The sequence below is a fragment of the Exiguobacterium sp. EA-TM-5 genome (genome assembly GCF_053878415.1).
In genome coordinates this window covers 2883298-2895089 of sequence record NZ_CM132670.1, presented here as the reverse complement: position 1 = coordinate 2895089, position 11792 = coordinate 2883298, and the positions used below count along the sequence as shown (strand labels likewise).

Below are 11792 nucleotides of genomic sequence, written 5' to 3'. Positions count from 1 at the left end.
ATAACCATGTCATTAGACGTGTGTTCTTAGAATACCAACGCTAGATCAAGGTATGAAGGGCGTACGGTGGATGCCTTGGCACTAGGAGCCGATGAAGGACGCGACGAACAGCGATATGCTTCGGGGAGCAGTAAGTATGCTTTGATCCGAAGATTTCCGAATGGGGGAACCCACCATCTGTAATGGGATGGGACATGTTACATGAATACATAGTGTAGCGTGAGGCAGACCCGGGGAACTGAAACATCTAAGTACCCGGAGGAAGAGAAAGCAAATGCGATTCCCTGAGTAGCGGCGAGCGAAACGGGAACAGCCCAAACCGAAGAGCATGCTCTTCGGGGTTGTAGGACACTCTATACGGAGTCAAAAAGGAAGACAGTAGGTGAAGGACCTGGAAAGGTCGGCCGAAGAAGGTGACAGCCCTGTAGCTGAAACTGTTTTCCCTCCAGAGTGGATCCTGAGTACGGCGGGACACGTGAAACCCCGTCGGAATCCGGGAGGACCATCTCCCAAGGCTAAATACTCCCTAGTGACCGATAGTGAACCAGTACCGTGAGGGAAAGGTGAAAAGCACCCCGGAAGGGGAGTGAAATAGATCCTGAAACCGTATGCCTACAAGTAGTCAGAGCCCGTTAATGGGTGATGGCGTGCCTTTTGTAGAATGAACCGGCGAGTTACGATAACGCGCGAGGTTAAGCCGATGAGGCGGAGCCGTAGCGAAAGCGAGTCTGAACAGGGCGTTCAGTGCGTTGTCGTAGACCCGAAACCAGGTGATCTACCCATGTCCAGGATGAAGGTCAGGTAACACTGACTGGAGGTCCGAACCCACGCACGTTGAAAAGTGCGGGGATGAGGTGTGGGTAGCGGTGAAATGCCAATCGAACCTGGAGATAGCTGGTTCTCCCCGAAATAGCTTTAGGGCTAGCCTCGAGGTTGAGAGTTCTGGAGGTAGAGCACTGATTGGACTAGGGGCCCCCACAGGGTTACCGAATTCAGTTAAACTCCGAATGCCAGCAACTTATACTCGGGAGTCAGACTGCGAGTGATAAGATCCGTAGTCAAGAGGGAAACAGCCCAGACCGCCAGCTAAGGTCCCAAAGTGTATGTTAAGTGGAAAAGGATGTGGCGCTGCCTAGACAGCTAGGATGTTGGCTTAGAAGCAGCCACCATTCAAAGAGTGCGTAATAGCTCACTAGTCGAGTGGCGCCGCGCCGAAAATGTAACGGGGCTAAACATACCACCGAAGCTGCGGATTCCGTAAGGAATGGTAGGGGAGCGTTCCAAACCGCTGTGAAGCTGTACCGGAAGGAGCAGTGGAGCGTTTGGAAGTGAGAATGCCGGTGTGAGTAGCGAAAAGAGGGGTGAGAATCCCCTCCGTCGAAAGCCCAAGGTTTCCTGAGGAAGGCTCGTCCGCTCAGGGTTAGTCTGGACCTAAGCCGAGGCCGAAAGGCGTAGGCGATGGATAACAGGTTGATATTCCTGTACCGCCGATCCACCGTTTGAACAATGGGGGGACGCAGGAGGATAGTGACGCATGCGGATGGAAGTGCATGTGCAAGTTTCAAGACCGTCTGATTGGCAAATCCGTCAGGCATCAAAGTCAAGGAACGACGCGGAGTCCCCTAGGGACGTAGGTCACGATTTCACACTGCCAAGAAAAGCCTCTAGTGAGGGGAAGGCGCCAGTACCGTAAACCGACACAGGTAGGCGAGATGAGAATTCTAAGACGCGCGGGATAACTCTCGTTAAGGAACTCGGCAAAATGGTCCCGTAACTTCGGGAGAAGGGACGCTCTACACATGTAGAGCCGCAGTGAATAGGCCCAAACGACTGTTTAGCAAAAACACAGGTCTCTGCTAAATCGCAAGATGACGTATAGGGGCTGACGCCTGCCCGGTGCTGGAAGGTTAAGGGGATGGGTTAGCGCAAGCGAAGCTTTGAACCGAAGCCCCAGTAAACGGCGGCCGTAACTATAACGGTCCTAAGGTAGCGAAATTCCTTGTCGGGTAAGTTCCGACCCGCACGAAAGGCGTAACGATTTGGGCACTGTCTCAACGAGAGACCCGGTGAAATCATAGTACCTGTGAAGATGCAGGTTACCCGCGACAGGACGGAAAGACCCCATGGAGCTTTACTACAGCCTGATATTGAGGCTTTGTGCATGATGTACAGGATAGGCGGGAGACGTCGAGCCCGGAGCGCCAGCTTCGGAGGAGTCACCCTTGGGATACCGCCCTTCATGCATAGAGTCTCTAACTCGCAGCCGTCATCCGGCTGGAGGACCGTGTCAGGCGGGTAGTTTGACTGGGGCGGTCGCCTCCTAAACAGTAACGGAGGCGCCCAAAGGTTCCCTCAGAATGGTTGGAAATCATTCGTAGAGCGCAAAGGCAGAAGGGAGCTTGACTGCGAGACCTACAAGTCGAGCAGGGACGAAAGTCGGGCTTAGTGATCCGGTGGTTCCGCATGGAAGGGCCATCGCTCAACGGATAAAAGCTACCCTGGGGATAACAGGCTGATCTCCCCCAAGAGTCCACATCGACGGGGAGGTTTGGCACCTCGATGTCGGCTCATCGCATCCTGGGGCTGGAGTAGGTCCCAAGGGTTGGGCTGTTCGCCCATTAAAGCGGTACGCGAGCTGGGTTCAGAACGTCGTGAGACAGTTCGGTCCCTATCCGTCGTGGGCGCAGGAAATTTGAGGAGAGCTGTCCTTAGTACGAGAGGACCGGGATGGACGCACCGCTGGTGTACCAGTTGTTCCGCCAGGAGCATCGCTGGGTAGCTACGTGCGGACGGGATAAATGCTGAAAGCATCTAAGCATGAAGCCCCCTCCAAGATGAGATTTCCCTTTGAGTAATCAAGAAAGACCCCTCAGAGACGATGAGGTAGATAGGTCACGGGTGGAAGCATGGCGACATGTGGAGCTGAGTGATACTAATCGGTCGAGGCCTTGTTCTAGCAGATGCATTGTTGATGACTTCAGTTTTGAGGGCGCGAGCCTTTCAAAAAAACGAAAAAAAGTCTTGACGTTATGTGAACATAATGTTAAGATAATAAATGTCTGGTGGCGATAGCCAAGTGGTCACACCCGTTCCCATGCCGAACACGGAAGTTAAGCACTTGAACGCCGAAAGTAGTTGGGGGCTTCCCCCTGTGAGGATAGGACGCTGCCAGGCGATCGTTCCGCAATAGCTCAGTGGTAGAGCAACCGGCTGTTAACCGGTAGGTCGTAGGTTCAAATCCTACTTGCGGAGCCATTTATTACTTCTTCACCACGTACAATGGAGAGCTGTCCGAGTGGCCGAAGGAGCACGATTGGAAATCGTGTAGGCGTCAAAAGCGTCTCAAGGGTTCGAATCCCTTGCTCTCCGCCATCATCACTTTCAATTCATAATGGCCCGTTGGTCAAGCGGTTAAGACACCGCCCTTTCACGGCGGTAACACGGGTTCGAATCCCGTACGGGTCACCATTTATAGCGTCGCGGGGTGGAGCAGTCTGGTAGCTCGTTGGGCTCATAACCCAAAGGTCGTCGGTTCAAATCCGGCCCCCGCAATTACATACGGTCCTGTGGTGTAGCGGTTAACATGCCTGCCTGTCACGCAGGAGATCGCGGGTTCGAATCCCGTCAGGACCGCCATTGTTAAGGCTTTGTAGCTCAGTTGGTAGAGCAAAGGACTGAAAATCCTTGTGTCGGCGGTTCGATTCCGTCCAAAGCCACCACCTTTAAAAATAACATGAATTTCCCATTTGTGGGGGGGTAGCGAAGTGGCTAAACGCGGCGGACTGTAAATCCGCTCCCTCGGGTTCGGCGGTTCGAATCCGCCCCCCCCCACCACCATAGGGGCATAGTTTAGCGGTAGAACTACGGTCTCCAAAACCGTCAGCGCGGGTTCGATTCCTGCTGCCCCTGTTTACCATGGCGATTGTGGCGAAGTGGTTAACGCACCGGATTGTGATTCCGGCATTCGTGGGTTCAATTCCCATCAGTCGCCCTCTTATTATTGGGCTGTAGCCAAGTGGTAAGGCACTGGATTTTGATTCCAGCACGCGAAGGTTCGATCCCTTCCAGCCCAGCTTTTCAAGCGGAAGTAGTTCAGTGGTAGAATACGACCTTGCCAAGGTCGGGGTCGCGGGTTCGAATCCCGTCTTCCGCTCCAATGAGTGGCGCCATAGCCAAGTGGTAAGGCAGAGGACTGCAACTCCTTTATCGTCAGTTCGATTCTGACTGGCGCCTCCAACTATTTCTCAATTAAATAGTTTTGCAAGAGATTGTGCCGGTGTGGCGGAACTGGTAGACGCGCACGACTCAAAATCGTGTTCCTTTGGAGTGTCGGTTCGATTCCGACCACCGGTATCTTGCGGGTGTAGTTTAATGGTAAAACCTCAGCCTTCCAAGCTGATGACGAGGGTTCGATTCCCTTCACCCGCTTTATACTTTTTACACAATCTGATGTTTCACCTGATTATGCGGGTGTAGTTTAATGGTAAAACCTCAGCCTTCCAAGCTGATGACGAGGGTTCGATTCCCTTCACCCGCTTACCAAAAAAGAGCAATGTGTCGTTTTCGCTGACACCTTGCTCTTTTTGTTTAGGAATGGAATCTTAATGAGGAAAGGAGTGGATCGTGATGGATGGTGTACAATTGAAATTGGCTTTACAAGAGTATGCAGCAGATATTGGAATCGATGAGTTGAAGGTGACGACGGCTGATCCGTTTCTTGTCTTGAAGCGTCGCTTGCAAGCGCAACAAGAAAAAGGATTCGCTTCTGGTTTTGAAGAGCCCAATCTCGATCTTCGAACAACACCATCTTTACTCGTAGAAGATGCTGCTTCAATCATTGCCATTGCAGTCGCCTATCCAAGTACACTCAAAAATGCTCCACGCGGCAAAGAAGGAGAGCGGCGCGGTATCTTTTGTCGATCGTCCTGGGGACTTGATTATCACCAGGCACTACGACAACGTTTGACGTTGCTTGAAGAAAAAATTCAAGAATTGAGTCCAGGTGCACGAACACGCTCGATGGTCGATACAGGAGAACTCGTCGACCGTGCAGTAGCAGAACGAGCAGGTATCGGGTTCAGTGGGAAAAACTGTTCCATCATCAGTGAGGAGCACGGATCGTATCTCTATCTCGGTGAGTTGATTACGGATCTCGTGTTGCCGCCCGATCAACCGGTCGAAGAATTATGTGGAACGTGCAATAAATGTATTGATGCTTGCCCGACCGATGCACTAGTTGAACCAGGTGTCATTGATGCAAAACGCTGTATTTCGTTTTTAACACAGACGAAAACGTTACTGCCAGAACCATTCCGAATGGCGCTTGGTAACCGACTGTACGGTTGTGATACGTGTCAGCAAGTGTGTCCGTATAACCGGAAGAAGAACGCCACACATCATGCTGAACTACAACCGGATCCAGAACAAGTCAAACCGCTCTTAGTTCCACTTTTATCGATGAGTAACCGTGAGTTCAAGAGTCGGTTTGGGACGTTATCTGGCGCATGGCGTGGTAAGAAGCCAATTCAGCGTAATGCGATTTGTGCGCTTGTCCATTATCGAGATAAGAGTGCGATGGATGCGCTACGATTGATGACAGAAAGCGATGCCCGTGAAGATATGCGTGCCCTTGCACTCTGGGCAGTTGGTCGAATTGGTGGAATTGAAGAAAAGTCATATATTGAATCACGTCTTGCAACAGACATTGCAGTAGATGTACAAACAGAAGGTCAGCGATTACTCGAAGAGTGGGGGGAAGCAGATGCCATTTCAGCAGCTCACTTATGAGTTCGGTACATTGCTTGTCGCTTGGGAGAGAGAACAGATCGTTTACCTCGACTTTGGACTAAATGTAGAGCGAGCTCGGACATATTTAGCGGAAGAGACAGATGAAGGTATGTTACCGAAAGATTGGCAAATAGCGTTTGATCGTTACGCAGAAGGTGATCGACAGGCTCTCGATCTGCTACCTTGTCAGTTACGTGTTACACCTTTCGCAGAGCAAGTGTTGCTCGCTTTACGACAAGTTCCGTTTGGTCAGACAATCAGTTATGGTGAACTTGCTCACATGATTGGAAAACCAAAAGCAGCACGCGCTGTTGGTGGTGCTTTGAATCGTAATCCGATTGCATTGATTTATCCGTGTCACCGAGTTATTGGGGCTACCGGTAAAATGACCGGGTTTGCAAGCGGAATTGCCCATAAAGAAGCGCTTTTAGCGCATGAGATAGGAGAGAATTGAACCATGGCTATTCATGTCGTTATGTATCAACCAGAGATTCCTCAAAATACAGGAAATATTTCACGAACATGTGCGGCGACACATTCCGTTCTTCATTTGATTCGACCACTCGGTTTTTCGACAGACGATAAACATTTAAAACGTGCAGGTCTTGATTACTGGGAATTCGTAGACGTCCGTTATCATGATTCTTTGGAAGAGTTGTGGGAGAAGCACCCGGAAGGTATTTTCTACTATATTACGAAATACGGAGAGCAGTATCCGAGTCAAATCGACTTATCGGACGTTGACCAAGACTACTTCTTCGTCTTTGGTCGGGAAACGAAAGGGTTACCGCTTGAAGTCATCGACGCGAATGCAGAACGTTGTATTCGTCTACCCCAATCGAATCTGGTTCGTTCATTGAACGTCTCAAACACAGCAGCAATCATTGTCTATGAAGCATTGCGTCAGCAAGGTTACGCAGGACTTCTCTGAGTCTAAGATAAGCAAAAGCTCCATCCTGATTCAGGACGGAGCTTTTATGAATTATTCGTTACCTTCAGGTTTTTTGTTGTAGCCTGCAGTGAAGATTGCTGTCAAAAACGCAAGACTTACGCCGACCATTAAGATAAATGCCATTTTTGTTTCCCCCTTCAGTCTCTTGAACCGATATAATCTATTATAGTATACCTGTAAGTGAAATTGTGTGCTACATATGAATTTTCTATGAATGGAGACTCCACATGCGTACGAATGTTTACCTATTAAGTTATGCCCCGCTAATTAGCATTTTGTTATTTAGTACGTCCCTTGCGATTGCAACGACCGAACTCGCATTGCACTGGCTCGATCAAGTCGGTGTGTACGATGAGTTACTTCAACTTCTGACAGCACGCGATACAAAACTTGTTGTTTGGATGGGCTTTCTAATCGTCTATTTTATGATCTTTAGTTCGCTTAAACTATTATCAGATACGATTAATCAGCTCGGTTTCGCCTTTTTCATCAAGGAACAAGAGGGAACGACACTCAGCATGTTACGCCCGGGAAGTATTCTCCTGCTCGTTGGAGGATGTGTCAGCTTCGCCTTTATGACGTCCTTTTTACACGTAGGTATCGTGTTGTTTGTATCCTTCTTTATCTATTTTATCTTTTACACGGTACAAATCAGTAAAATGACGACTGCAGCAGGAGCGATCGGGTTAATCATCTTTTCCTTTTTGGCCTGGGGTGTTCTGCTTGCCGGTCTATCCTGGGTCGGTCTGACCTTATTCAATTCCTTCGGGGAAGCAATTTTATTTCCAAGTTGAATCAAGGGCGTAAAATCGTCGCCCACGTCTTGACCTGTAACGTTGCATTGGCTTCGACAGGAAACGGGCGCGGGCGGTCAGCGCCTAACCAAATACCGCCGATGTGTTGATTCTTGATACCAACGAACCACATATCCTTATTATCATTCGTTGTTCCTGTTTTTCCTCCAATGTAGCTAGCAGAAGGATCGTATCCTTTGCGCCCCGTTCCATACGTCATGACATTTTTTAAACCGGCACGTAGTTCTCGGTTCGTTTGACTTGACCAAATCCGTTGTTCCTTTTCTTCTGGTCGTTCGACCTTACCATCCTTGAGCGTAATACTTTTAATCATCGATGCCGGTCGATAAATACCATCATTAACGAATACAGTATAAGCATTTGTCAGTTCATACGGGCTGATACCGTATTGTAACCCCCCCAGAGCACTCGTAAAAGCATCATCCTCCCGTGTCCATTGACTGAACTGGAACGGACGAATCGATTTCAAACCTTCTCGAAACGAGACAGCGAATGCCCGAATCGCTGGGGTGTTATAAGAATAGGCGATTGCATCAGCGATTGTCACTTGTCCAAGTATGCGATTCCCACTATTCGATGGACAGTAGCCATCGATACAAACCGGACTACCGTCTAACGTGCTCGACAAACGAGCTTTTGTTTTCTCGAGATATGGACCATAGACAAGTAACGGCTTAATGGCTGAGCCGGGCTGTCGGTAAGACTGAACAGCTCGATTAAACTGCCCCGTTAAATTGGATTTATAGCCGACAAGAGCCGTGACACCGTGCGTTTGTCCGTCAATGCCAACATAAGCGCCCTCAATCGCGTTTGGTAGATTACGAAGGGCCTCTTTAGCTCGCCGTTGCTCTGTTGAGTCGAGATACGTCGAGATGACTGCTCCTTGTTGATGCAGATATTCTAAAGCGTATTTGTTACTCCAACCGTGTTTTTGAGCCGTCATCCGAACAGCAGCTTGAACGGTTGCATCGATATAGTCTGGATAAGGAACGCTTGGTTTATAGGAGCGAGGCGACACCCGAGAAACAGTAAAATCCTTCGTCAGTACACGATCGCGCACTAACGCTTGAACGATTCGTTGCTGGCGCTTTTTTGTGTTTTCAGGAAAGCGCAGCGGGTCATAGAGAGAAGGATTGTTCGGGATTGCTGTTAGAAAACTGATTTCAGACCAACTCAAATCGCGTGCTGGTTTATTAAAATATGATTTTGCGGCAAGTTCAATTCCGTAGATATTATTGGCAAAATACGCTTGATTGACATACGCCGTCATCAGTTCTTTTTTGGAGTATTTTTGTTCCAAAGATACCGCGATGAGTAATTCTTTTATTTTCCTAGTATATGTTTTTTCGTTTGATAGATACGTCATTCTTGCTAATTGCTGGGTGATTGTACTACCACCTTGAGATTTGGAATCAGACTGATTTTTCGTAAATGCGCGTAAGATTCCTGTGATGTCATAACCGTCATGTTGATAGAAACGTTGATCTTCGATAGCAACAAACGCTTGCTCGACTTTTTTCGGTAATGTTCGAGGGGTTAAGTCATCCCGTCGCAGTCCGTCATAGAGCTCGACCCGTTTGTTTTCGTAGGTTACAGTGATCGGTTGGTAGGAGGTCAATGGATGTCGTGTCGTCTGTTCATCGGCCCAGAAAAAGAATGTGCGTGCTGTTTTTAACTCATCTTTAATTGAAAATAAGGAAAACAGAAGCAGCGTCGCAAGACCAAGTAAGACGAGATATCCTGTCGTAATTCGCATGAGAACTCCTTTCAAAAAGCCATTTCATTCCTATTATCGGTCTTTTATGGAGAAATCAATAGATTTTTTTTCGATTTTTGTATTTTAATAAACCTATTTTGCAGGAATGTTATATTAAAAAGAGAAAAGATTGGGTATATAGAAGTATCTGTGGATTTTAGAACGCGATTTGTCTGAAAAAAAGAGCATAAATGGAGGGGACGAAATGGCTAAGAAGAATGTCGTTGCGATGTTACTTGCAGGCGGAGAAGGGAAACGTCTGGGAGCTTTAACGAAACATACTGCAAAACCAGCTGTTGCATTTGGAGGAAAGTACCGGATCATTGATTTCCCACTTTCAAACTGTACGAATTCAGGAATCGATACAGTTGGTGTGTTGACACAATACGAACCGCTTGAATTAAACCGCTATCTCGGAATCGGGAGCGCATGGGATTTAGATCGGCGTAATGGTGGTTTGACGATTCTACCTCCTTACCAGGCGCAAAACGGAAAGAACTGGTATGAAGGGACAGCAAATGCTATTTATCGGAACATGAGCTATATCAACCAATTCGACCCTGAATATGTACTCGTCCTATCAGGCGATCATATTTATAAAATGGATTACGAGCAAATGATTGAAGAACACCGACTTGGTGGAGCAGACGTAACGATTTCTGTCCGTGAAGTACCATGGGAAGAAGCACCACGATTCGGGATTCTCAATACAGATGATGATCTTCGAATCAATGAGTTCGAAGAAAAACCAGAAAATCCGAAATCGAACCTTGCATCAATGGGAATCTATGTCTTCAACTGGGATGTATTGAAGCGCCATTTGATCCAAGATGCTGGTGATGCGGAATCGAGCTTTGACTTCGGTAAAAACATCATTCCGAACATGCTCTTTGAAAACCTCAACATCCGTGCGTATAAATTCAAAGGATACTGGAAAGACGTCGGAACGATTCAGTCTCTTTGGGAAGCAAACATGGATCTGCTAACAGCAGAACCAGAATTTGATTTATATGATCCATCTTGGAAAGTCTATTCGGTCAACCCGAATCAACAACCTCAATACATCGGGAATGCTGCGACAGTTGAGACATCGATCATCAATGAAGGATGCCATATTGAAGGCGAAATCAATCATTCGGTCCTCTTCTATGGAGTGGATGTAGCAGAAGGATCGCTCGTCAAAGATTCGGTCATTTTCCCGAACGTCAAAATCGGACGAGATGTCACGATTCACCGGGCAATCTTAGCGGATGGCGTCATCGTTGAAGATGGTGCGACGATTGGATCTCCAGACGGAGAAGTCTTCGTCATTGAAGCAGACAGTATCGTCAAGAAAAACGAAGTCATCAAAGAAGCGATTCAATAAGGGGGATATTCGAATGAAGGTCGATTTATTAGGTGTCATCAATCTGAGTGGCGAAGAAGGATTTTTCAAGGAATTGACGGAGCATCGTAACTTAGCGGCAGTTCCATTTGCCGGTCGTTATCGATTGATCGATTTTACATTAACGAACATGGTACAAAATGATATCGCCAACATCGGGATTTTTACGCTCGAGAAATATCGCGGCATGATGGATCACCTTGGATCAGGTAAAGAGTGGGATCTTGACCGTTCAAACGGTGGACTGTACATTTTCCCACCCGCACTATCACAAGATGCGAACGAGTTCCGTGGAGATTTATCAAACTTCCATCTCCACCGTGATTTCTTCCTTCGTAGTAAGGAAAATTACGTCGTCGTCTCTGGTTCGAACATTTTGTCTGCGGTAGATTATCGCGACGTGCTACGCGAACATAAAGAGTCGAATGCCGATATTACGGTTGTTTATACGAAGCGTGAACTGCCGTGTAAATACTGTCGTCCGATTCGTTTTAGCGAACAGAACCACGTGACAGCCATCGGGTCACGAGGGTTCCAACCGGCAGATGAGACATTCTACATGGAAACGGTCGTCCTGTCGAAAAATCTCTTCGTTCGTTTAGTCGATGAGGCAATCGCACGTGGGGAGTACGATTTACTTCAAAGTATCATTCGTTCGCAACTGAACCGTCTACATGTACACGGTTATGAGTACAGTGGTACATCACAAGTCATTCATTCGCTTCGTTCATACTATCGTGAGAGCATGCTATTACTTGAGCAATGGGGAGCAATCAACGATTTCCAGCACGTCTATACGAAAATCAAACATGAGCCACCGACACGCTATCTTCCGGGTTCTGACATCAAGAACTCACTTGTCGCAAACGGCTGTAAATTAGAAGGAACAACGACGGACAGCATCCTGTTCCGTGGTGTCAAAGTCGGAAAACACGCTCGCGTCAAAAACTCGATCATCATGCAAAAATCGGTCATTGAAGAGGGCGCAGTTGTTGAGTACGCGATTCTCGACAAAGAAGTTACCGTTAAGCGTGGTCAAGTCATACGCGGTACGGCAGAAGAACCAATCGTCATCAAAAAACAAACAATCGTTTAAAG

7 protein-coding genes, 15 tRNA genes and 2 rRNA genes are annotated in these 11792 nt (G+C 47.8%); 23 read left to right on the top strand and 1 reads right to left on the bottom strand.

What is annotated here, in order from left to right; genetic code table 11:
• Positions 1 to 43 precede the first annotated feature (43 nt).
• From ACV3PA_RS15230 to ACV3PA_RS15130, 21 genes are all read left to right on the top strand, one after another.
• Positions 44 to 2956: ribosomal RNA gene (locus ACV3PA_RS15230) — 23S ribosomal RNA — on the top strand.
• A gap of 102 nt (positions 2957 to 3058) precedes the next feature.
• Positions 3059 to 3174 (top strand): 5S ribosomal RNA (rrf, locus tag ACV3PA_RS15225).
• A 6-nt stretch (positions 3175 to 3180) separates the two neighbouring features.
• Positions 3181 to 3255: transfer RNA gene (locus ACV3PA_RS15220), tRNA-Asn, on the top strand.
• Positions 3256 to 3281: 26 nt separating this feature from the next.
• Positions 3282 to 3372, top strand: a tRNA-Ser gene (locus ACV3PA_RS15215).
• Positions 3373 to 3393: 21 nt separating this feature from the next.
• Positions 3394 to 3468: transfer RNA gene (locus tag ACV3PA_RS15210), tRNA-Glu, on the top strand.
• Between the two features lie 10 nt (positions 3469 to 3478).
• Positions 3479 to 3552: transfer RNA gene (locus ACV3PA_RS15205), tRNA-Met, on the top strand.
• A gap of 8 nt (positions 3553 to 3560) precedes the next feature.
• Positions 3561 to 3636, top strand: a tRNA-Asp gene (locus ACV3PA_RS15200).
• Positions 3637 to 3643: 7 nt separating this feature from the next.
• A tRNA-Phe gene (locus ACV3PA_RS15195) sits at positions 3644 to 3719 on the top strand.
• 31 nt (positions 3720 to 3750) lie between these two features.
• Positions 3751 to 3834, top strand: a tRNA-Tyr gene (locus tag ACV3PA_RS15190).
• A 4-nt stretch (positions 3835 to 3838) separates the two neighbouring features.
• Positions 3839 to 3909 (top strand) — tRNA-Trp (locus ACV3PA_RS15185).
• A 9-nt stretch (positions 3910 to 3918) separates the two neighbouring features.
• Positions 3919 to 3991 (top strand) — tRNA-His (locus ACV3PA_RS15180).
• A gap of 10 nt (positions 3992 to 4001) precedes the next feature.
• Positions 4002 to 4073, top strand: a tRNA-Gln gene (locus ACV3PA_RS15175).
• An 8-nt stretch (positions 4074 to 4081) separates the two neighbouring features.
• Positions 4082 to 4156 (top strand) — tRNA-Gly (locus tag ACV3PA_RS15170).
• Positions 4157 to 4162: 6 nt separating this feature from the next.
• A tRNA-Cys gene (locus ACV3PA_RS15165) sits at positions 4163 to 4236 on the top strand.
• Between the two features lie 36 nt (positions 4237 to 4272).
• Positions 4273 to 4353 (top strand) — tRNA-Leu (locus tag ACV3PA_RS15160).
• A 4-nt stretch (positions 4354 to 4357) separates the two neighbouring features.
• Positions 4358 to 4428: transfer RNA gene (locus ACV3PA_RS15155), tRNA-Gly, on the top strand.
• A gap of 38 nt (positions 4429 to 4466) precedes the next feature.
• Positions 4467 to 4537 (top strand) — tRNA-Gly (locus ACV3PA_RS15150).
• An 89-nt stretch (positions 4538 to 4626) separates the two neighbouring features.
• Positions 4627 to 5787, top strand: a complete 1161-nt coding sequence (gene queG / locus ACV3PA_RS15145) for a tRNA epoxyqueuosine(34) reductase QueG (protein ID WP_053452616.1) — start codon at positions 4627 to 4629, stop codon at positions 5785 to 5787.
• Entirely contained in the window at positions 5762 to 6241 is a 480-nt protein-coding gene (locus tag ACV3PA_RS15140; protein ID WP_053452617.1) for a methylated-DNA--[protein]-cysteine S-methyltransferase, read from the top strand. The genes queG and ACV3PA_RS15140 overlap by 26 nt, the downstream gene beginning before the upstream one ends.
• A gap of 3 nt (positions 6242 to 6244) precedes the next feature.
• Entirely contained in the window at positions 6245 to 6718 is a 474-nt protein-coding gene (trmL, locus tag ACV3PA_RS15135; RefSeq protein ID WP_053452618.1) for a tRNA (uridine(34)/cytosine(34)/5-carboxymethylaminomethyluridine(34)-2'-O)-methyltransferase TrmL, read from the top strand.
• Positions 6719 to 6966: 248 nt separating this feature from the next.
• Positions 6967 to 7533, top strand: coding sequence for a DUF5366 family protein (locus tag ACV3PA_RS15130; RefSeq protein WP_053452619.1), 567 nt, complete (start codon positions 6967 to 6969; stop codon positions 7531 to 7533).
• A gap of 1 nt (position 7534) precedes the next feature.
• On the opposite strand, the gene ACV3PA_RS15125 is transcribed toward ACV3PA_RS15130, so the two are convergent.
• Entirely contained in the window at positions 7535 to 9310 is a 1776-nt protein-coding gene (locus ACV3PA_RS15125; RefSeq protein ID WP_456125159.1) for a transglycosylase domain-containing protein, read from the bottom strand.
• A gap of 205 nt (positions 9311 to 9515) precedes the next feature.
• Between ACV3PA_RS15125 and ACV3PA_RS15120 the strand changes: the two genes are divergently transcribed.
• Positions 9516 to 10676, top strand: coding sequence for a glucose-1-phosphate adenylyltransferase (locus ACV3PA_RS15120; protein ID WP_053452621.1), 1161 nt, complete (start codon positions 9516 to 9518; stop codon positions 10674 to 10676).
• 13 nt (positions 10677 to 10689) lie between these two features.
• Positions 10690 to 11790, top strand: coding sequence for a glucose-1-phosphate adenylyltransferase subunit GlgD (gene glgD / locus ACV3PA_RS15115; RefSeq protein ID WP_053452622.1), 1101 nt, complete (start codon positions 10690 to 10692; stop codon positions 11788 to 11790).
• Positions 11791 to 11792 lie beyond the last annotated feature (2 nt).

Excerpts from the sequence above, each read along its gene's own strand:
- queG (WP_053452616.1), top strand. The coding sequence starts at position 4,627 with ATGGATGGTGTACAATTGAAATTGGCTTTACAAGAGTATGCAGCAGAT.
- ACV3PA_RS15140 (WP_053452617.1), top strand. The coding sequence starts at position 5,762 with ATGCCATTTCAGCAGCTCACTTATGAGTTCGGTACATTGCTTGTCGCT.
- trmL (WP_053452618.1), top strand. The coding sequence starts at position 6,245 with ATGGCTATTCATGTCGTTATGTATCAACCAGAGATTCCTCAAAATACA.
- ACV3PA_RS15130 (WP_053452619.1), top strand. The coding sequence starts at position 6,967 with ATGCGTACGAATGTTTACCTATTAAGTTATGCCCCGCTAATTAGCATT.
- ACV3PA_RS15125 (WP_456125159.1), bottom strand. The coding sequence starts at position 9,310 with ATGCGAATTACGACAGGATATCTCGTCTTACTTGGTCTTGCGACGCTG.
- ACV3PA_RS15120 (WP_053452621.1), top strand. The coding sequence starts at position 9,516 with ATGGCTAAGAAGAATGTCGTTGCGATGTTACTTGCAGGCGGAGAAGGG.
- glgD (WP_053452622.1), top strand. The coding sequence starts at position 10,690 with ATGAAGGTCGATTTATTAGGTGTCATCAATCTGAGTGGCGAAGAAGGA.